We start from the raw sequence: 18,383 nt of genomic DNA, 5'->3' as shown, positions 1-18,383 counted from the left end.
CGTCGAGCTGTTGTGGCGAGGGAGCTTGCTCCCGCTGGGCTGCGAAGCGGCCCCAAAAAAGCCAGGGCCGCTCCGCGCCCCAGCGGGAGCAAGCTCCCTCGCCACAGGGTTTTGTCAGGTTTGAATATGCGGCAAATCGGCCAAAACAGGACATAAGGTACACTCCACCCCTGAAAACCCCGCCGCGCTGTGCGGTTCAAAGGTTTTGACAGGAGGATATGTGAGTAACCGAGGTGAGCAGTCGCTGCTCAAACAATCGACCATCCTGATGTTCGCCGTGGCGATCGCCGGGATTGTCACAGGGGTGGTGTCGGGCGCCCAATCGATTTTATTCGACGGCTTTTTCTCGCTGATCGCCACCGCCATCAAGGTGCTGATGCTGATCACGGCCAAGCTGATCGCCAAGAAAAGCAACGAACGTTTTCAGTTCGGCTACTGGCACCTGGAGCCCATGGTGCTGCTGATCGAGGGCAGCTTTTTGCTATTGATCGCCATCTACGCGTTTCTCAACGGCGTGTTCGGCATTATCAATGGCGGGCGCGATATCGAGTTGGGCCTGGTGATCATCTATGCGGCGGTGTTTACCGTCGTCGAGTTCGCCTATTTCTTCTACGTGCGTTACCGCAATCGCACGCTCAAGTCGTCGCTGATCCAGTTCGACAACATCAGCTGGCTGGTGGACGCGATGCTGTCGGTGGGGCTGCTGGTGAGCTTCCTGGCGGCGCTGTTGCTCAAGTCCCAGGGCTATGGGCAGTGGGCGGTGTATGTCGACCCGTTGATCCTGATCCTGCTGGCGTTGAGCATGCTGGCGCCGGCCTTCAAGATCCTGCGCCCGGCGCTACGCGACGTGTTGGGGATTGTGCCGGACCAATTGGACGGCAAAGTGCGCGAAGTGATGGAGGCGGCCCAGGCCAGGCATGGTTTCGATGATTACGTGTCCTACGTGCAGAAGCACGGGCGGGCGCGGTTTATCGAGATTCATGTGGTGCTGCCGGCGGATTACCCGGTGGATAACGTCGCCACCCTGGACGGGCTGCGCGAAGAAATATCCACAGGGTTGGGCAAGCCCGACGCGGCCCGCTGGCTGACGATCAGTTTTACCGGGGACCGCAAATGGATTGCGTAAGGCCCAGGTAGCACGTCGCCAAGTGGTAAGGCGTGGTCGACGGCATGTCCCGCCGGCTCACTTGCCCCTTGGCATCCAGGCACTCATTCCAGCCTTTGTCGTGCAGGAAGCGTTGTTGCAGCGCCAGCAATTGGCGTTGCAGCACGGCTTCACTGTCGGGCCGCAAGGTCAGCGCCCGCAGGTATTCGGCCTGGGCCCAGATGCGCTGGGTGCCGTCGCGCACGCTGCCGTCCAGGGCGAGCATGCCGCTGACCGCACCGGTCAGGTTATCCACACCCTTTTGCTCGGCATAGGTGAACGCTTTGCTCAGTGATGTGTGCAACGGTGTGCCCCGCAGCAAATCCGAAGATTCCAGCAGGAAGAACCATTCGAACTGATGCCCCGGTTCAAACCAGTTATCCACAGCGCCCAGCGGTTTTTCCATCATCACGCCGTGTTGGCGGTCGATGAAGCGCTTCTGCATGGCGTTGGCCAGGTCCAGCAACGCGTCTTGGGTGACGGCGTCCTCCCGCACGGCCAACGTGGCGAGGAAACCTTCGGCAAGGTGCATCAGCGGGTTTTGCAGAGGGCCAGACTTGAGGGATGACCAGTTACGTTCCAGCACCGCTTCGTACAGGCCGTCGCCGGTGGCGAAGCGTTCGGCGACCACTTCCAGGGCGGCGTCGAGTACCGATTCCACCAGCGATTCACGTACCTTGGCCCAATAGTGGGCGCAGGCGAAGATGATGAAGGCGTGGGTGTAGAGGTCCTTGCGCTTATCCAGCGGCTTGCCGTGGGCGTCGATGCTGTAGAACCAGCCGCCGTGCTCGGCGTCGTGGAAGTGCCGTTGCAGGGAACGGAACAACGCGGCGGCGCGCTCCTCGGCAAAGGCTGCGCCGGGTTCACCGATCAGGCTGGCAAACAGGTACAACTGCCGTGCGCAGGCCATGGCGCGATAGCGTTGCGGGGGTAAAGGCCGATGATCGGCGTCCAGGGCCTCATAGGGCAGCGCCAGGTCGGCATTCCAGCCCGGGCCTTGCCAGAGCGGCACGATCAGGTCGTGGAAGTGCGTCAACACGGCGGTCAATTGAGGCTTGAGGGCAGAGCTTGGAGCGATGGGCATCGGCTGGCGTCGTCACGGCAGGGGTGTTTGCGCGACATGGTATCAGGCTTGGGATCGGTGTTGTCTTTACTGCCGCCTTCGCGAGCAAGCTCGCTCCCACATTCGATCGAGTTCCATTGTTGGAATGCAGTCGACTGTGGGAGCGGGCTTGCTCGCGAAGAGGCCCTCAGGAGCGCTGAAAATCTCAGGCAGCGAGCAACCAAACCCCAGTCGCTGCCGAAACCGCACCCGCCACCCGCACCAACGGCGCTGCCGCCGCCGGCAGGAAACGCACCACGGCATAACCCGCCGCATGCAAAGCCGCCGTCGCACCCACAAACCCTACGGCATACGCCCAAGGGCTGGACATGTCCGGCAGCTCCAAACCATGGGCCACGCCATGGAACAGCGCAAACAGTGCAGTGGCCGCCACTGCCACGAACAACGGCGGCCGCACCGCCAGCGCTACCGCCAGGCCCAGCGCCAGCACCGACGCGGCAATCCCGCTTTCCAGCGCCGGCAGTTCCAGCCCTTCAAAGCCCAGCATCCCGCCGATCAGCATGGTGCCGACAAACGTGCACGGCAGCGCCCAGCGCGCCGAGCCTTTTTGTTGAGCGGCCCACAGGCCCACGGCGACCATTGCCAGCAAGTGGTCGATGCCGCCCAGCGGGTGGCTGATACCGGCCACCAGGCCGTTGTCGCCATGGCCGGGGTGGGCGAAGGCGAGGGCGGGAGTGAGCAGCAAGGCTGCGGCAGCGAGAAGTGTATTGAGGCGCATGGACAGGCTCCTTGTGGGGGTTGATCAGGCTGCGGTCAGCAAGCCCTGGCGTTCGATGAAGGCGACGATTTCTTCCAGGCCGACGCCGGTTTTCTGATTGCTGAAGACGAAAGGTTTACCGCCGCGCATGCGCTGGGTATCGCTGTTCATCAGCTCCAGGGATGCGCCTACCAGCGGCGCCAGGTCGATCTTGTTGATCACCAGCAGGTCGGATTTGCAGATTCCCGGCCCGCCTTTGCGCGGCAGCTTGTCGCCGGCCGACACATCGATCACGTAGATGGTCAGGTCCGACAGTTCCGGGCTGAAGGTGGCCGACAGGTTGTCGCCGCCGGATTCCACCAGGATCAGGTCCAGGCCGGGAAAGCGACGGTTCAACTGGTCTACCGCTTCGAGGTTGATGGAGGCGTCTTCGCGAATCGCGGTGTGGGGGCAGCCGCCGGTTTCCACACCGATGATGCGCTCGGGCGCCAGGGCCTGGTTGCGCACCAGGAAGTCGGCGTCTTCGCGGGTGTAGATATCATTGGTGACCACCGCCAGGTTGTAGCGATCACGCAGGGCCAGGCACAGGGCCAGGGTCAGGGCGGTCTTGCCGGAGCCGACCGGGCCGCCGATGCCGACGCGCAGGGGTTGGGTGTTCATGTGATTCTCCAAGATAAAGTGCCCTAGGAACGGAACAGGCGGCTGTACTGGCGCTCATGGGCCATGCACGCCAGGGACAGGCCAAACGCGGCGCTGCCGTAGTGATTGGGGTCAAGCTGGCTGGCGTCCTGCTGGGCTTGTTGCAGCAGCGGCAGCAGTTCGCTGGTCAGGCGCTGGGCGGCTTGTTGGCCCAGAGGCAGCGTCTTCATCAGCACCGCCAATTGGTTTTCCAGCCAACTCCACAACCAGGCGGCCAGGGCGTCATCCGGGCTGATCTGCCAGGCGCGGGCGGCCAGGGCCCAGCCCAGGGCCAGGTGCGGTTCGGAGCGCTGTGCCAGAAATTCTCGGGCGGCGTCATCCAGCTCCGGTAAACCGTTCAATAGCTGGTGCAGGGAATAGCCCATCTGCCGGCTTTCCTGATACAGCTCGCGGGTTTCACGGCTGGCGCGGTGTTCCTCACACAACTGCGCGAGGCGCGACCAGTCCTGTTCGGCCGCGGCCTGGCAGTGGGCGAGCAGCAGTGGCGCTTCGAAGCGCGCCAGGTTGAGCAACAGTTGATCGCTGATCCAGCGCCCGGCACTTGCCGGGTCGGTCACGCGGGCTTGCTCCACGGCCATTTCCAGGCCCTGGGAATAGCTGTAGCCACCAATCGGCAGCTGCGGACTGGCCAGACGCAACAGCGCCCAGGCTGGGTTCATAGGCGTACGCCGAACTGGTGCAGCTTGGGCGGGTAGTTGAAGTCTTCGTCGCCATGGCGGGAGTGGTGGTGGCCGCCGCCATAGGCGCCGTGTTCCGGCTGGAAGGGGGCCTCGATGGTCTCGGTCGTCGCGCCCAACTGATCGAGCATGGCCTTGAGCACGTAGTCATCGAGCAGGCGCAGCCAACCGTCACCCACTTGCAGCGCCACGTGGCGGTTGCCCAGGTGATAGGCGGCGCGGGTCAGTTCAAAGGCACTGCCGCAAGTGACGTGCAGCAGTTGTTCAGGCCGGGCGCACACGCGTACGACACGTCCGTCTTCAGCCTGTAGGAATTCGCCATCGTGCAGCGGCGGTTGGCCGCGCTCCAGAAACAGGCCGACGTCTTCTCCGTCGGCACTGAAACAGCGCAGGCGGCTTTTGCTGCGGGCGTCGAAATTCAGCAGCAACTCTGCGGCCCAGACAGGTTGGGGGGCGATTCGGCGGTGGATCACCAGCATCAGAAAGCTTCCAGCTATGAGCGATAAGCAAGCTAGAGCAAGGGTCTTGCCAACCACGCGGGGAGTAGGAATTCCCTGTAGGCAGGCGACTTGTGCCACCTGATGGCGCAGGAAATTATTCCAAAATGTTTCATTTTGGTGCGTGGTTGGATTTATAGCACCGGATCCGGGCGCTCGGCGTTGAATTCCATTGCTTGTTGCATGAAATTTCTTTCATCTTTTTTTGAGTTTTGATTGCTTGGGACTTTTCCTACGCACTTGCAGGATTTGCCGTGCGTTGCGTTACGCGCTGTTTCATTAGGATTCCGCTCCGTATTTAATCTTCAGCGGTTTCCACCATGTACAAGTCATTTTTCTGTTTACTCATTGTCAGTTTATCGCTCGCCATTTCATCTGCTTCGGCCAATCTTCAGCGTGCCCCGGCATTCGCGCCGCCACCTACTATCGACAACGTGATCGACCGCGCCCACGAGCTGTTGGGCACGCCCTATAAATTGGGCGGCGCTTCGGTGAAGCAGGGCTTCGATTGCAGCAGCTTCCTGGTGTACCTGTTCAAGACCGAAGCCAACATTCATCTGCCTCGCACCACCTCGGCGATGCACCGCTCAACCGCGGCCACGGTCAAGCGCAATGCGTTGCAACCGGGTGATGCGGTGTTTTTCAGGGGCAATGGGCGCGGCCAGGTCAGCCACGTTGGTCTCTATATAGGAGAGGGCAAGTTCATCCACTCGCCACGCACGGGCAAAAGCGTGCGCATCGACTCACTGGCCAACAGCTATTGGAACCGGAACTACACCACCGCCAAGCGTTTTCACACCGTGCGCTGAGTTATTCGGTGCTGCCCAGGCCTTGCCAATGCTTGAGGCCGATAAAGATGAAACGCAGCTGCTGGGTGATCTTGGCTTGTGGCGTGAGGTGCGCAGGCAGCGCTTCGGCGGGCGGGTCGATAATGTCGGGCAGGGTGGCGAACACGCTCTTGACGATCAGGTCGGCCATCACGTGCAGGCCGTCGGCATCCAGGTGCTGGAGCTTGGGCATCAGGGTCAGGTCGGCGGCGAGGTCGCTGGTGATGTCCTCACGCAGGGCACCAATGGCTTGGCGAACGGCGAGGCTGCCACCGTATTGCTCGCGGGCCAGGAACAGGAATTGCGAACGGTTGGCGGCGACCACATCCAGGAAAATCCGTACCGAGGCATCAATGATGCCGCCCATCACGAATTCGTTGTGGCGCACCAGGCGAATCGTCGCGCGAAAGGTCTGGCCGACTTCGCTGACCAATACCAGGCCCAGCTGATCCATATCGGCAAAGTGACGGTAGAAACCGGTGGGCACGATGCCGGCGGTCTTGGCCACTTCACGCAGGCTGAGGCTGCCGAACCCACGGCCACACTCCATCAGATGGCGGGCTGCGTCCATCAGGGCGAGTCGGGTCTGTTGCTTCTGTTCGGCGCGGGGCAGCATTGGCAGGCGGGCTTTGTGGACAAGGACAGCGACGCACTCTAGCAAATCAGCTTTGCCAGCGTCGAACTTCAAAAGGGAGAAGGGCGTTGCGGTTCACACAAAGTCAAAGCCCGATCGGCTGATCGGGCTTTTTTCCAGGGCCAGCACGGGCTTAGCTCTGTGCTTGATGCAGTTCTGCCAGACGGTCAGCACCGCCTTCCACTACGCCGTCAGCATAAGCGCGTTTGTTGGCGCGGCTCGAACCATCTTCAACCAGGCCTTTCTGTTCCAGGCGATCACGGCCACCTTCGGCAACAGCGTTGCGTTCCATCAGGCGATCAGCGCCACCTTCAACCAGGCCTTTCTGTTCCAGACGGTCACGGCCACCTTCAGCAACGCCTTCGGTGTAAGCACGTTTGTTGGCTTGTTCCGAACCGTTTTCAGTGATGCTGCCGTTGTAGTCGGTGTTGTTCTTGTCCGAAGCGCCGCTGCGAGCCAGGGTTTGGCTGAAGTGGGAAGCGTCGGCTTTCACTTGTGGGGTTGCCTGTTCAGCAGCTGGCAGGGCAAATGCGCTGGTGGCCAGGAGGGAAAGTGCAAAGCTTGCGAGTATTTGGCGTTTCATGATGGGTTGCTCCTTGGGAGGGCGATAAATTGGGTACAGGGCTAATGCTACTCTTGATAAGTCGATATAAAAGTTCATAAACACAATGGTAATAATCAACAGAATTGATTGTTCCCTGCGAAGGCTCTATCTCGCAGGTCTCAAGCCCGCGCTTTTGCACCGAGGTGGGTATTTTCGACACGAACGTGGGTAACAACGGTGCGTCGTTGATGATTGAAACTGTCTGGTTGGTCAGGAAAGGCGGTTTTTATGAGGAATTCATCAATGGGGTTAAACCCCCGCGCCGTTTGTCAGTCGTAGCCATATAAGCTGTAGTCAAAACGCGCGCCGCAAAGCGCCCGCTCAGTCGTAACCTGGAGTCCTGTGCAATGACGCGCACTCGTAAAATTCTCGCCTGGAGCTGCGCCAGCTTCGTTTTGTTAATCGCCATTGTGGTGTTGGTCCTGGTGTTCTTTGACTGGAACCGGATCAAGCCGCCCCTCAACGCCAAGGTCTCCGAAGAGCTGCATCGACCGTTTGCCATCAATGGCAACCTGGCCGTGGTGTGGCAGCGCGAGCCCGATGAGGGCGGCTGGCGCGCCTGGATTCCGTGGCCCCATGTGATTGCCGAAGACCTGACCCTGGGCAATCCCGACTGGTCGAAAGCCCCGCAGATGGTCACCCTCAAGCGCGTGGAGTTGCGTATCTCGCCCCTGGCGTTGCTGGCCCAGCGCGTGGTGATCCCGCGTATCGACCTCACCGAACCGAGTGCGCAGTTGCAGCGCCTGGCCGATGGCCGCGCCAACTGGACCTTCAAGTTCGACCCCAAGGACCCGAATGCCGAACCGTCCAACTGGGTGGTGGACATCGGCGCCATCGGCTTCGACAAAGGCCATGTGACCCTCGACGACCAGACTCTCAAGACCCAGCTCGACGTCGTGATCGACCTGCTCGGCAAGCCGATCCCCTTCGGCGAGATCGTCGGCGATGCCGACGCCAAGAAAGCCCTGGAAAAAGGCTCGGCGCCGCAGGATTACGCGTTCGGCCTCAAGGTCAAGGGCCAGTACCACGGCCAGAAGCTCGATGGCACCGGCAAGATCGGTGGCCTGCTGGCCTTGCAGGACGCGGCCAAGCCGTTCCCGCTGCAAGCCCAGGCCAGGATCGGCGACACCAGCATCGCGCTGGCCGGCACCCTGACCGACCCGATGAACCTCGGCGCCCTCGACCTGCGCCTCAAACTCTCCGGCAGCAGCCTGGGCAACCTGTACCCCCTGACCGGCGTGACCCTGCCGGATTCGCCGGCCTATTCCACCGACGGCCACCTGATCGCCAAGCTGCATGAGGCCAGTGGCGCGTCGTTCCAGTATGAAAACTTCAACGGCAAGATCGGCAACAGCGACATCCACGGCAACCTCGGCTACGTCGCCAGCCAGCCGCGGCCCAAGCTCACCGGGGCGCTGGTCTCCAATCAGCTGTTGATGACCGACCTGGCGCCGCTGATCGGCGCCGACTCCAACGCCAAGCAAAAAGCCCGTGGCGGCGAAAGCAAGCAGCCGGCGACCAAGGTGCTGCCAGTGGAAGAGTTCCGCACCGAGCGCTGGCGCGACATGGATGCCGACGTCGAATTCACCGGCAAACGCATCGTCCACAGTGCCGAATTGCCGTTCACCGATCTCTACACTCACCTGGTGCTGAACGACGGGCAGTTGAGCCTGGAGCCCCTGCGTTTCGGCGTGGCCGGTGGCAAGCTCGACGCGCAGATTCGTCTCAACGGGCGCACCACGCCGATGGAAGGCCAGGCCAGACTCACCGCGCGCAACTTCAAGCTCAAGCAGTTGTTCCCGACCTTCGAGCCGATGAAAACCAGCTTCGGTGAGCTCAACGGCGACGCGGACATTTCCGGACGCGGCAACTCCGTCGCGGCATTGCTTGGCACGTCGAATGGCGATCTGAAAATGTTGATCAACGACGGCGCCATCAGCCGCGGACTGATGGAAATCGCCGGGCTCAACGTCGGCAACTACGTGGTCGGCCGCCTGTTTGGCGACAAGGAAGTGAAGATCAACTGTGCGGCCGCAGATTTCGGCATCAAGTCGGGCCTGGCGACGACTCGCCTGTTTGTGTTCGATACCGAGAACGCGATCATCTACATCGATGGCACCGCGAACATGGCCAGCGAGCAGCTTGACCTGACCATTACCCCGGAGTCCAAAGGCTTCCGCCTGTTCTCCCTGCGCTCGCCGTTGTACGTCAACGGGCCGTTTATCAAACCGAATGCTGGCGTGAAGGCGGTGCCGCTGATGCTGCGTGGTGCGGGCATGGTTGCCTTGGGTGTGATTGCCGGCCCGGCGGCGGGTTTGCTGGCGCTGGTGGCACCGAGCGGCGATGAGCCGAACCAGTGTGCGCCGCTGCTGCAACAGATGAAGGAAGGCAAGGCACCTAAAACAGTGAAAGGCTAGCTGACAAAACCGTGAACCAAATGTGGGAGCGGGCTTGCTCGCGAAGGCGGTGGATCAGTCAAGAATGTTCCGACTGACCCACCGCCTTCGCGAGCAAGCCCGCTCCCACATGGGTTTTGCGGTGTTAGCTGTGTTAGTTACAGGTCCTTCAGAATATCCGCCATGTCGTCGGCGTGTTCTTCTTCCTGGGCCAGGATGTCTTCGAAGATCCGGCGAGTGGTCGGGTCTTTGTCACCGATGTACTGGATGATTTCGCGATAGCTGTCTACCGCGATGCGCTCGGCCACCAGGTCTTCGTAGACCATCTCCTTCAGCGTATTGCCGGCCACGTACTGCGCGTGGGAATTCTTCGACAGCAGGTCGGGGTTGAACTCCGGCTCGCCACCCAACTGCACGATACGCTCGGCCAACTTGTCGGCGTGTTCGGCTTCCTGGGTGGCGTGCTCGAGGAATTCCTCGGCGGCGACATGTGCCTTGACGCCATTGGCCATGAAGTAGTGGCGCTTGTAGCGCAGCACGCACACCAGCTCGGTGGCCAGCGATTCGTTGAGCAGACGCAGGATTTCCTGGCGGTCGGCGTCATAACCTTCAGTCACGGCACCGTTTTCGACGTTCTTGCGGGCGCGGTCACGTAAAGTGGCTACGTCAGACAAATGTGAGTCAGTCATCTCATTCTCCTGGTACTAATCCGGTTTTGCGCCACGCTCTGCCGGCGTGATCGCTCCAAGTTGTGAGTCCCAGGCAACGCAAAAAGTTTTATCGGATTTTACAGAGCGTGCCCCGACAGCCGCGCTTCCTCCTGCAACCACTCAAAAAACGCCCGGACCGGCGGGTGCCGTTCCCGTCCCGGTACGCACAGGGCGCTGTAGCCGGCGCCGTTGACGCGGACCTGTGGCCGGTAAGGCACCAGCAACCCGCTGGCGACGCTTTCCGAGACCAGGATATTGCTCGCCAGCACCAGGCCCTGGCCGGCGATGGCCGCTTGCAGGGCGTAGTGTTCTTCGTCGTATTCGCGCAGCGGCGAAGCGGATTGCAACCAGTCTTCCCCGGCCTTTTCGCACCAGGCCTGCCAGCCCAGGGCGTACAGCCTGGAGTTGTGCCAGCGCACGCTGATCAGGGTCGGGGTGCGCTCGCGCGCCAGGGCGACTTGTTCGGGGGAGCCATACACGGCGAAACATTCGTCGAACAGGCACAAACCGTAGAGGTTCGTGTAGTCGTCGATGCTGTAGCGGATCACCAGGTCGACGCTGGCATCCTGCTGTAAATCGACCACGGCGCAGTTGGTGTCCAGGCGCAGGCTGATATCCGGATGGGCGGCATAGAAGCGCCCGAGTCGCGGCACCAGCCACAGAGCGGCAAACGCCGGAGTAGTGGAGAGTGTGAGATTGCTGGCGCTGCGTTGCGGGCGCAGGGTGTCGACGCTTTGCGCGACGTCCAGCAAGGCGCCGTGCAGGCTGTGGAACAGGCGCTCGCCGCGTTCCGTCAGGCGCACCTGGCGCGGCAGGCGCTCGAACAGCGGTACGCCGAGCCAGGTTTCCAGGGAGCGAATCTGATGGGACACCGCCGTCGGCGTGACCGACAACTCCTGGGCGGCGGCCTTGAAGCTCAACAGGCGCGAGGCCGATTCAAAGGCGCGCAGGGCGGTCAGGGGCAGCGAAGCAAACATGTGTGGCTCCATGGATGAATTCAGTTCATCCAAAACAACTATTGCTCATTTGTGAGGGTGGCCGCTCGGCTCTAGATTTATGCGCAACAGAGGCAGCCATTCAGGTTGCCTGAGTCTAGCGTGTGAAGGCCTACAGATGAAAAAAATACTTGCGATCCATTCCAGCCCCCGCGGCGAACGTTCCCACTCCCGGCGCCTTGCCGAGGTGTTCCTGGCCGCCTGGCACACCGCCAATCCTGACGCGCAACTGACCCGCCGCGAAGTGGGGCGGGCGTCTATCCCCCACGTCAGCGAAGCGTTCATTGCCGCCAGCTTCCACCCGGAGCCGCAGGCGATGCCGTTGTCCATGCACGCCGATTTGCAACTGAGCAATGAGCTGGTAGCCGAGCTCGTCGAGCACGAACTGCTGGTGATTTCCGTACCGATGTACAACTTCGGGATTCCCAGCGGCCTCAAGGCCTGGATCGACCAGATCGTGCGCATGGGCCATACCGTGGACATCACCCAGGACAGCCAGGGTATCGCCCAGTACCAGCCGTTATTGTTGGGCAAAAAGGCCTTGATCATCACCAGTCGCGGCGGCAGCGGCTTTGGCCCGGGCGGGGAAAACGAGGCGATGAACCACGCCGATCCGCACCTGCGGACCGCGTTGGGGTTCATCGGTATTGAAGACGTCACGGTGATCGCCGCAGAAGGCGAAGAGTCCGACCCGAGCGTTTTCCGCCGTTCCTGCGATGCAGTCGAAGGGCAACTGCGCGACCTGGCCGGGAGCTTCTGAAGTGTCGTGGCTTTTCCTCCTGATCGCCGCCGGCTTTGAGGTGACCTTCGCCATGGGCATGAAGTACGCCGACGGCTTCACCCGGCTGTGGCCGTCGCTGGTCACCGTCGTCGCGGCCGTGGGCGGGATCTACTTCCTGACCCTGGCCATGCGTGAGTTGCCGGTGAGCGTGGCCTACCCGATCTGGACCGCCATTGGCTCACTGGGCACGGTGTTTCTCGGGTTCGCATTGCTGGGGGAGAGCCTGACGCTGATCAAGCTGGTGTCGGTGGGCTTGATCGTCGCCGGAGTGGTGGGGCTCAAGTAGCTTCCTGCGCGCTGACATTACTGCGAACCGGCGTCGTCCAGCGCTCCGACAAAATCACCCCGCCCAGGGTCAGCAAGCCGCCCACCAGGTGATACATCGCTAGCTGCTCTTTCAACACCACTGCGGCAATCAACGCGGTGATCAGCGGCAGCAGGTTGAAAAACAGCGTGGTGCGGCTTGGGCCGAGGGTCTTCACCGAATGCATCCAGGCCAGCGGCGCGAGCATCGAGGCCAGCAGGCAGGCGTACAGCACCAGCGGGATATTCGACCAGCCAAGGCCGGCCTTGTCGGAGAGCAGGAACAGCGGAAACAACACCACCACCGCCACCAGCACCTGCAGGTACAGCAACACCAGTGGCGGCAAGCGCAGCTGCCATTTTTTCAGCAGGGTGCTGTAGACCGCGTAGGCGAGGGTGGCCACCAGCATCATCGCGTCACCCATATTCAGCCCGTGTTGCAGCAGGGCGCTGAGACTACCGGCGGAAACCACCACTACCACGCCGGCAAACGACAGCACGGCACCGGTCAGGGCGCCGAAGGTCAGGCGCTGGCCAAGGCTGATGATTGCGGCAGTAAGAGCCATCAGTGGCATCAGCGAGAGGATGATGCCCATATTGGTGGCCGAGGTCAGGTTCGCGGCGTAATACGCCAGGCTCTGGTACACCGCCATGCCCAGCACGCCGAGGATGAAGATCTTGCCCAGGTTGGGACGAATCAGCGGCCAGTTGGCGATGACGGGTTTGAGCATGAACGGGGTAAACAGCAGGCCGGCCAGCAGCCAGCGGTAAAAGCCGATCTCGGCAGGGAAAATCGTCCCCACCGCGAGTTTGTTGACCACGGTATTGCCGGCCCAGATAAAAATGGCCAGTAACGGATAAGCGTATTGCATCGAAAAGAACCAATTGCGTCTATGAGCGGTGATTATCCTTTGTCTGGATCGAAGCCTATACTTCGATCCAGCCATCCGACCTTTGTATCCAGACAACATGCTCAAGAAGTACATCAACCTTCCCGATTTTGACCAGTTGCCGGCCCCGGTGTATTTCCGTTATTCGGAATTCGAGGCTGACACCCATGCCAGTGCGCACCAGCATGCCTGGGGTTCCCTGGACTACTCGGCCCGTGGCGTGATGCGCTTTGAAGTGGCCGGCAGTCGCTTTATGTCGCCGCCGCAATATGCGGTGTGGATCCCACCCAACACCCAGCACAGTTCCTACAACGCCCAGGCGATCGTCTACCGCTCCGTATATCTGGCGCCCGCCTTGTGCGAGCAATTGCCGGCGCAGCCGTGCACCCTGACCATCAGCGATATCCTCAAGGCGATCCTCAGTGATTTCGCCGAGCGTGATGTCAACATTCCCCAGAACGAAGCCGACGTGCGCCTGGCCCAGGTGCTGGTAGACCAGCTCAGGCAGGCGCCGGTGCACGATTGTTTCCTGCCGTATGCCAGCCATCCCGGGTTGCTCAGTGTGCTGGAGGGCATGCAGGCCGACCCTGGCGATAACCGCGCGCTGGCCCAGTGGGCGCAGCAGGTGCATGTCAGTGAGCGCACCCTGGCGCGGCAATTTGTGCGTGAGCTGGGGATGAGCTTCGGCGAATGGCGCCAACGCCTGCGGTTCCTGGCGTCGATCGAGGCGCTGGACAGCGCGCGCAGTGTCCAGGAAGTTGCGTTTGACCTGGGCTACAGCACGGCCTCGGCGTTTATCGCGATGTTCCAGCGCCAGGCCGGCTGCACGCCGGAGCAGTATCGCCGGACCCATATACGCGGCAGGAAGGTGTAACAGGGTTTGACTACACTGCTGGGGAGGCCGTGCCCCTCGGCACGGTAACAGGGAGAAAACTCCATGAAGATGCTGCGTATTCCGCTGTTGATGATGGGCCTGCTGCTGTGTTCCCAAGGCTTTGCCGCGACTGCCGCACAGACGGCTCAGCAACAAAAAATGACTACTTGCAACGCCGAAGCCAAGACCAGTGGCAAGACCGGTGATGATCGCAAGGCGTTCATGAGCAACTGCCTCAAGGCGGCCCCGGCGGCCAACGACGCCAAGACCCTGACCCCCCAGCAACAGAAGATGAAAGATTGCAACGCCACCGCGAAAACCCAGGCGCTGACCGGCGATGCGCGTAAAACCTTTATGAGCACCTGCCTGAAGAAATAATGATGCAGAACTCTGTGGGCGCTGGCTTGCCTAAGATTGCGACCTGACAGTCGATGCCTTTGTTGGCTGACCCACCGCCATCGCAGGCAAGCCAGCTTCCACGTTGGACCGCGTTTAGACTTCTCGCTTGATTCACCCAACGCTGGCAGACTGCCCATCCTTTAACGCCGTTCGTTTTGAGGCTGTATGCCAACGTTTTCTCAGCGTCACGTGTTGTTGTTGGTCAGTTGCGTGCTGATTTTTGGCGGGCTGCTGCTGGTTTTGCCATTGAAGTTGCTGCCGAGCCTGCTGGCCGGGCTGCTGGTGTATGAGCTGGTCAACATGCTCACCCCGCAGTTGCAGCGGCTGATCGAAGGCCGGCGTGCGCGCTGGTTGGCGGTAGCCTTGCTGGGAACCTTGATCGTCAGCATCCTGACCCTGATCTTTGCCGGGGCCATCAGCTTCCTGCTGCACGAAGCGGAAAACCCGGGGGCCTCCCTCGATAAGTTCATGGGCGTGGTCGACCGTGCCCGCGGCCAGTTGCCGCCGTTCCTCGACGCCTACCTGCCGGCCAGCGCCGCCGAGTTCCGCGTGGCCATCGGCGAATGGCTGAGCAAACACCTCAGCGAACTGCAACTGGTGGGCAAAGACGCCGCGCACATGTTCGTGACCTTGCTGATCGGCATGGTGCTGGGGGCGATCATCGCCCTGCAACGGGTGCCGGACCTGACCAAGCGCAAACCCCTGGCGGCCGCGCTGTTTGATCGCCTGCACCTGCTGGTCCAGGCCTTTCGCAACATCGTTTTCGCGCAGATCAAGATCGCCGCGCTGAACACCGCGTTCACCGCGATCTTCCTCGCGGTGGTGCTGCCGTTGTGCGGGATCCACCTGCCGTTGACCAAGACGTTGATCGTGCTGACGTTCCTGCTGGGCCTGCTACCGGTGATCGGCAACCTGATGTCCAACACCCTGATCACCATCGTGGCCTTGTCGCTGTCGATCTGGGTGGCGGTGGCGGCGTTGGGCTACCTGATCGTGATCCACAAGGTCGAGTACTTCCTCAACGCGCGGATCGTCGGCGGGCAGATCAGTGCCAAGTCGTGGGAATTGTTGCTGGCGATGCTGGTGTTCGAAGCCGCGTTCGGCCTGCCGGGGGTGGTGGCGGGGCCGATTTATTATGCGTACTTGAAGAGTGAGTTGAAGCTGGCGGGGATGGTTTAGGCATTGATGTTGCCTGGACTGGCCCCTTCGCGAGCAAGCCCGCTCCCACATTTGACCGAGTTCCAACTTTGGAATGCAGCCGAATGTGGGAGCGGGCTTGCTCGCGAAGGGCGCGCCACGGTTTCAGCTAAAACTCAGTAGCCGTAGCGCTTGCTGGCCTCAATCGCCAGACCACTGCCAATACTGCCAAAGATGTTCCCTTCCACATGCTGCGCATTCGGCAGCATCGCCGAGATGCTGTGGCGCAGCGCCGGAATCCCGCTGGAACCCCCGGTAAAGAACACCGTGTCCACCTGGGCCACGTCCACCGAGGCGTCGTTGAGCAGTTGCGTCACCGCATTGCGCACCCGCTCCAGCAAGCCATCGATGGCCGACTCGAACAGCGCCCGGCTCAATTCCACGCTCAACCCCGGCTCGACCCGGTCCAGCAGCACATGGCGGCTGTCCTGCCGGGTCAGCTGAATCTTGGTTTCTTCCACTTCCATCGCCAACCAGTGCCCGGCGCGCTGTTCGATCAGGTTGAACAGGCGGTCGATGCCACCCGTGTCCTCGATGTCGTAGCGCATGCTGCCCAGCGCCAGCTTGGATTTCTGCGAGTACACCGAGTTGATGGTGTGCCAGGTCGCCAGGTTCATGTGGTGGCTGGTGGGCATATAAGCGCCGCTCTTCATGCGGCTGCCGTAGCCGAACAGCGGCATCATGCCGGCCAGCGAGAGCTGCTTGTCGAAGTCGGTACCGCCGATGTGCACACCGCCGGTGGCGAGGATGTCGTCGTGGCGGTTGTCGATCTGGCGGCGCTCGGGCGACAGGCGCACCAGGGAGAAGTCGGAGGTACCCCCGCCGATGTCGACAATCAGCACCAGCTCTTCTTTCTCGATGGTGGACTCGTAGTCGAAGGCCGCGGCAATCGGTTCGTACTGGAACGAGATGTCCTTGAAGCCGATCTTGCGGGCCACGTCCACCAGGGTGTTCTCGGCTTCCTGGTCGGCCATCGGGTCGTCGTCGACGAAAAATACCGGACGGCCCAGCACCACTTCGTCGAACTCACGCCCGGCGGTGGTCTCGGCGCGGCTCTTGAGTTGGCCGATAAACAGCGCCAGCAGGTCGGTGAACGGCATGGCCGTGCCCAATACACTGGTGTCGTGCTTGATCAGCTTGGAACCCAGCAGGCTCTTGAGCGAGCGCATCAGCCGGCCTTCGTAGTTTTCCAGGTACTCGTGCAGGGCCAGGCGACCGTACACCGGGCGGCGCTCTTCGAAGTTGAAGAACACCACCGACGGCAGCGTGATCTTGTCGTCCTCCAGCGCGATAAGCGTTTCCATGCCGGGACGAATCCAGCCGACGGTGGAGTTGGACGTGCCGAAGTCGATACCGCAGGCACGGGCTGGGGATGGGTTTTTCATGTCAATCGGGTTCCGGTTGAAAAACGGCCGCGCAGTGTATGCCACCCGCGTGCAGATGCGTAGGCCGACTATCCGCTAAATACAACGCACTTGTTACCTTGAAAGCCCGGTGTTTGCCCCCAAATCCTCCCCATACGGTTGGTGGCTGCAGGATTCTGCCCGCAGCGCCGATAAACTTCTGACGCACCCTTCGGTCACAAGATTGAGATCGGTCAATCCAGACGCCGCAAACAGGCGCATGCTGTGACGCTGGCAGTGCGATATCGATAACGGACGGTGATACTCCCGATGGACTTCAAAGACTATTACAAGATTCTCGGCGTCGAGCCGACTGCCGACGACAAAACGATCAAGGCCGCCTATCGCAAGCTGGCGCGCAAATATCACCCGGACGTGAGCAAGGAAAAGGACGCCGAAGCCAAGTTCAAGGACGCGTCCGAAGCCTATGAAGCGCTGAAAAGTGCCGACAAGCGCGCCGAATACGACGATCTGCGCAAATACGGCCAGCATGGCCAGCCGTTCCAGGGCCCGCCAGGTTGGCAGAGCCGTGGTGGCTATGGCGGCGGTGGCCAGGACACCGGCGACTTCTCGGACTTCTTCAGCTCGATCTTCGGTTCGCGCGGCAATGGTTTTGGTGGTGCCCAGGGCCGCAGTGCCGGGCGTCGAGGGCAAGATGTGGAAATGGAACTGCCGGTCTTCCTCGAAGAGACCCTGTCCAACGAGTCCAAGCAGGTCAACTTCCAGGTGCCGCAATACAACGCGGCCGGCCAGCACGTCAGCAACACCACCAAGAGCCTGAACGTGAAGATCCCGGCCGGTGTGGCCGACGGCGAGCGCATCCGCCTCAAGGGCCAGGGCGCGCCGGGGATTGGCGGTGGTGCCAATGGTGATCTGTACTTGATCATCAAGTTCGCGCCACACCCTAAATTCGATGTGGAAGGTGAGAACCTGATCATCACCCTGCCGCTGGCCCCGTGGGAGCTGGCGTTGGGCACGGAAGTGGCGGTGCCGACCCTCACCGGCAAGATTAACCTCAAGGTGCCGGCCGGCAGCCAGAACGGCCAGCGCATGCGCGCCAAGGGCCATGGCTTGTTGAACAAGGCCGGGCAGCGCGGTTACCTGTTTGTGCAACTCAAGGCGGTGATGCCGAAAAACACCGACGACGAGGTCAAGGCGTTGTGGCAGGAACTGGCACAAAAAGCCGCCTTCGATCCAAGAGAATCATGGAGTAGCTAACGATGAGCAGTCCCCGTTTGGTTCAAGTGAACATGGCAGAATTCTGTGAGGCCACCGACCTGTCGGTGGCCTACGTGATCGAAATCGTCGAGCACGGCATCGTTGAACCGGTGGGGACCAGTCCCGAGTCCTGGCGCTTCACCGATTACGAACTGGCCTTGGCCAAGCGCGCCTCGGCGCTGCAAAAGGACCTGGAGCTGGAATGGGAAGGCGTTGCCCTGGCGCTCGACCTGCTGGAGGAAGTCCAGCAACTGCGAGCCGAGAACCAGATGCTCAAGCAACGGCTGGGGCGGTTGGTACAAACGCCCTGAATCC

General features: G+C 61.3%; 21 protein-coding genes. 10 read left to right on the top strand and 11 right to left on the bottom strand.

Going from position 1 to position 18,383, the window contains the following annotated elements; all coding sequences use genetic code 11:
• Nucleotides 1–220: 220 nt before the first annotated feature.
• The gene (locus HX801_RS18445; protein ID WP_102367988.1) at nt 221–1,126 is read left to right on the top strand and encodes a cation diffusion facilitator family transporter; all 906 of its coding nucleotides are present in this window, start codon (nt 221–223) and stop codon (nt 1,124–1,126) included.
• Here HX801_RS18445 and HX801_RS18440 read toward each other — a convergent pair.
• From HX801_RS18440 to ureE, 5 genes are all read right to left on the bottom strand, one after another.
• Entirely contained in the window at nt 1,098–2,228 is a 1,131-nt protein-coding gene (locus tag HX801_RS18440; RefSeq protein ID WP_177022493.1) for an AGE family epimerase/isomerase, read from the bottom strand. The genes HX801_RS18445 and HX801_RS18440 overlap by 29 nt on opposite strands.
• Before the next feature lie 184 nt (nt 2,229–2,412).
• Nucleotides 2,413–2,985 (bottom strand): HupE/UreJ family protein, encoded by a 573-nt coding sequence (locus HX801_RS18435; RefSeq protein ID WP_177022492.1) that lies wholly within the window; start codon nt 2,983–2,985, stop codon nt 2,413–2,415.
• Nucleotides 2,986–3,009: 24 nt separating this feature from the next.
• Nucleotides 3,010–3,624, bottom strand: coding sequence for an urease accessory protein UreG (ureG, locus tag HX801_RS18430; protein WP_003217431.1), 615 nt, complete (start codon nt 3,622–3,624; stop codon nt 3,010–3,012).
• A 23-nt stretch (nt 3,625–3,647) separates the two neighbouring features.
• A complete protein-coding gene (locus HX801_RS18425; RefSeq protein WP_102604261.1) occupies nt 3,648–4,322 on the bottom strand; it encodes an urease accessory protein UreF in 675 nt (224 codons plus the stop codon).
• The gene (ureE, locus tag HX801_RS18420) at nt 4,319–4,819 is read right to left on the bottom strand and encodes an urease accessory protein UreE (RefSeq protein WP_177022491.1); all 501 of its coding nucleotides are present in this window, start codon (nt 4,817–4,819) and stop codon (nt 4,319–4,321) included. The genes HX801_RS18425 and ureE overlap by 4 nt, the downstream gene beginning before the upstream one ends.
• Nucleotides 4,820–5,157: 338 nt before the next feature.
• On the opposite strand from ureE, the gene HX801_RS18415 reads away from it, so the two are divergent.
• On the top strand, nt 5,158–5,646 hold the full coding sequence (locus tag HX801_RS18415; protein ID WP_003217425.1) for a C40 family peptidase: 489 nt from the start codon (nt 5,158–5,160) through the stop codon (nt 5,644–5,646).
• A gap of 1 nt (nt 5,647) precedes the next feature.
• On the opposite strand, the gene HX801_RS18410 is transcribed toward HX801_RS18415, so the two are convergent.
• The gene (locus HX801_RS18410; protein WP_017478372.1) at nt 5,648–6,280 is read right to left on the bottom strand and encodes a TetR family transcriptional regulator; all 633 of its coding nucleotides are present in this window, start codon (nt 6,278–6,280) and stop codon (nt 5,648–5,650) included.
• A 151-nt stretch (nt 6,281–6,431) separates the two neighbouring features.
• A complete protein-coding gene (locus HX801_RS18405; protein WP_003217421.1) occupies nt 6,432–6,881 on the bottom strand; it encodes a hypothetical protein in 450 nt (149 codons plus the stop codon).
• Between the two features lie 368 nt (nt 6,882–7,249).
• Between HX801_RS18405 and HX801_RS18400 the strand changes: the two genes are divergently transcribed.
• Nucleotides 7,250–9,319: an AsmA family protein gene (locus HX801_RS18400; RefSeq protein WP_177022490.1), complete on the top strand. Its 2,070-nt coding sequence runs from the start codon at nt 7,250–7,252 to the stop codon at nt 9,317–9,319.
• Nucleotides 9,320–9,456: 137 nt separating this feature from the next.
• Here HX801_RS18400 and HX801_RS18395 read toward each other — a convergent pair whose 3' ends face one another.
• Both HX801_RS18395 and HX801_RS18390 read right to left on the bottom strand, forming a co-directional pair.
• Entirely contained in the window at nt 9,457–9,987 is a 531-nt protein-coding gene (locus HX801_RS18395; protein ID WP_003217418.1) for a bacterioferritin, read from the bottom strand.
• 98 nt (nt 9,988–10,085) lie between these two features.
• On the bottom strand, nt 10,086–10,997 hold the full coding sequence (locus HX801_RS18390; protein ID WP_177022489.1) for a LysR substrate-binding domain-containing protein: 912 nt from the start codon (nt 10,995–10,997) through the stop codon (nt 10,086–10,088).
• A 124-nt stretch (nt 10,998–11,121) separates the two neighbouring features.
• On the opposite strand from HX801_RS18390, the gene HX801_RS18385 reads away from it, so the two are divergent.
• Together HX801_RS18385 and HX801_RS18380 are read left to right on the top strand one after the other, a co-directional pair.
• Nucleotides 11,122–11,763 (top strand): FMN-dependent NADH-azoreductase, encoded by a 642-nt coding sequence (locus HX801_RS18385; RefSeq protein ID WP_177022488.1) that lies wholly within the window; start codon nt 11,122–11,124, stop codon nt 11,761–11,763.
• 1 nt (nt 11,764) lies between these two features.
• Entirely contained in the window at nt 11,765–12,070 is a 306-nt protein-coding gene (locus HX801_RS18380; protein WP_003217412.1) for a multidrug efflux SMR transporter, read from the top strand.
• On the opposite strand, the gene HX801_RS18375 is transcribed toward HX801_RS18380, so the two are convergent.
• Nucleotides 12,063–12,959 (bottom strand): DMT family transporter, encoded by an 897-nt coding sequence (locus tag HX801_RS18375; protein ID WP_087693122.1) that lies wholly within the window; start codon nt 12,957–12,959, stop codon nt 12,063–12,065. The two genes, HX801_RS18380 and HX801_RS18375, sit on opposite strands and share 8 nt — an antisense overlap.
• Nucleotides 12,960–13,056: 97 nt before the next feature.
• Here HX801_RS18375 and HX801_RS18370 point away from each other — a divergent pair, with 97 nt between their 5' ends.
• The 3 genes from HX801_RS18370 to HX801_RS18360 all read left to right on the top strand — a co-directional run bounded on the left by HX801_RS18370 (nt 13,057) and on the right by HX801_RS18360 (nt 15,429).
• A complete protein-coding gene (locus HX801_RS18370; protein WP_177022487.1) occupies nt 13,057–13,851 on the top strand; it encodes a helix-turn-helix transcriptional regulator in 795 nt (264 codons plus the stop codon).
• A 63-nt stretch (nt 13,852–13,914) separates the two neighbouring features.
• On the top strand, nt 13,915–14,229 hold the full coding sequence (locus HX801_RS18365) for a PsiF family protein (RefSeq protein ID WP_003217404.1): 315 nt from the start codon (nt 13,915–13,917) through the stop codon (nt 14,227–14,229).
• Between the two features lie 186 nt (nt 14,230–14,415).
• Nucleotides 14,416–15,429, top strand: coding sequence for an AI-2E family transporter (locus tag HX801_RS18360; RefSeq protein ID WP_003217402.1), 1,014 nt, complete (start codon nt 14,416–14,418; stop codon nt 15,427–15,429).
• Nucleotides 15,430–15,563: 134 nt separating this feature from the next.
• On the opposite strand, the gene HX801_RS18355 is transcribed toward HX801_RS18360, so the two are convergent.
• Nucleotides 15,564–16,832: an Hsp70 family protein gene (locus tag HX801_RS18355; protein ID WP_003217400.1), complete on the bottom strand. Its 1,269-nt coding sequence runs from the start codon at nt 16,830–16,832 to the stop codon at nt 15,564–15,566.
• A gap of 288 nt (nt 16,833–17,120) precedes the next feature.
• Here HX801_RS18355 and HX801_RS18350 point away from each other — a divergent pair, with 288 nt between their 5' ends.
• Together HX801_RS18350 and HX801_RS18345 are read left to right on the top strand one after the other, a co-directional pair.
• A complete protein-coding gene (locus HX801_RS18350; protein WP_003217399.1) occupies nt 17,121–18,068 on the top strand; it encodes a DnaJ C-terminal domain-containing protein in 948 nt (315 codons plus the stop codon).
• A 2-nt stretch (nt 18,069–18,070) separates the two neighbouring features.
• A complete protein-coding gene (locus HX801_RS18345) occupies nt 18,071–18,379 on the top strand; it encodes a chaperone modulator CbpM (RefSeq protein ID WP_003217397.1) in 309 nt (102 codons plus the stop codon).
• Nucleotides 18,380–18,383: the final 4 nt, after the last annotated feature.

Origin of the sequence: Pseudomonas sp. G1002 (assembly GCF_013385455.1) — a bacterium.
Lineage (GTDB): Bacteria > Pseudomonadota > Gammaproteobacteria > Pseudomonadales > Pseudomonadaceae > Aquipseudomonas.
The sequence above is the reverse complement of the archived record's forward strand: the minus strand, read 5'-3'. Positions and strand labels throughout refer to the sequence as shown.

Bases quoted from the DNA above. Each gene is read 5' to 3' on its own strand.
- ureG (WP_003217431.1), bottom strand. From the start codon at position 3,624: ATGAACACCCAACCCCTGCGCGTCGGCATCGGCGGCCCGGTCGGCTCC.
- HX801_RS18355 (WP_003217400.1), bottom strand. From the start codon at position 16,832: ATGAAAAACCCATCCCCAGCCCGTGCCTGCGGTATCGACTTCGGCACG.
- HX801_RS18395 (WP_003217418.1), bottom strand. From the start codon at position 9,987: ATGACTGACTCACATTTGTCTGACGTAGCCACTTTACGTGACCGCGCC.
- HX801_RS18390 (WP_177022489.1), bottom strand. From the start codon at position 10,997: ATGGAGCCACACATGTTTGCTTCGCTGCCCCTGACCGCCCTGCGCGCC.
- HX801_RS18345 (WP_003217397.1), top strand. From the start codon at position 18,071: ATGAGCAGTCCCCGTTTGGTTCAAGTGAACATGGCAGAATTCTGTGAG.
- HX801_RS18400 (WP_177022490.1), top strand. From the start codon at position 7,250: ATGACGCGCACTCGTAAAATTCTCGCCTGGAGCTGCGCCAGCTTCGTT.
- HX801_RS18425 (WP_102604261.1), bottom strand. From the start codon at position 4,322: ATGAACCCAGCCTGGGCGCTGTTGCGTCTGGCCAGTCCGCAGCTGCCG.
- HX801_RS18375 (WP_087693122.1), bottom strand. From the start codon at position 12,959: ATGCAATACGCTTATCCGTTACTGGCCATTTTTATCTGGGCCGGCAAT.
- ureE (WP_177022491.1), bottom strand. From the start codon at position 4,819: ATGCTGGTGATCCACCGCCGAATCGCCCCCCAACCTGTCTGGGCCGCA.
- HX801_RS18435 (WP_177022492.1), bottom strand. From the start codon at position 2,985: ATGCGCCTCAATACACTTCTCGCTGCCGCAGCCTTGCTGCTCACTCCC.
- HX801_RS18405 (WP_003217421.1), bottom strand. From the start codon at position 6,881: ATGAAACGCCAAATACTCGCAAGCTTTGCACTTTCCCTCCTGGCCACC.
- HX801_RS18370 (WP_177022487.1), top strand. From the start codon at position 13,057: ATGCTCAAGAAGTACATCAACCTTCCCGATTTTGACCAGTTGCCGGCC.
- HX801_RS18350 (WP_003217399.1), top strand. From the start codon at position 17,121: ATGGACTTCAAAGACTATTACAAGATTCTCGGCGTCGAGCCGACTGCC.
- HX801_RS18385 (WP_177022488.1), top strand. From the start codon at position 11,122: ATGAAAAAAATACTTGCGATCCATTCCAGCCCCCGCGGCGAACGTTCC.
- HX801_RS18365 (WP_003217404.1), top strand. From the start codon at position 13,915: ATGAAGATGCTGCGTATTCCGCTGTTGATGATGGGCCTGCTGCTGTGT.
- HX801_RS18410 (WP_017478372.1), bottom strand. From the start codon at position 6,280: ATGCTGCCCCGCGCCGAACAGAAGCAACAGACCCGACTCGCCCTGATG.
- HX801_RS18440 (WP_177022493.1), bottom strand. From the start codon at position 2,228: ATGCCCATCGCTCCAAGCTCTGCCCTCAAGCCTCAATTGACCGCCGTG.
- HX801_RS18360 (WP_003217402.1), top strand. From the start codon at position 14,416: ATGCCAACGTTTTCTCAGCGTCACGTGTTGTTGTTGGTCAGTTGCGTG.
- HX801_RS18415 (WP_003217425.1), top strand. From the start codon at position 5,158: ATGTACAAGTCATTTTTCTGTTTACTCATTGTCAGTTTATCGCTCGCC.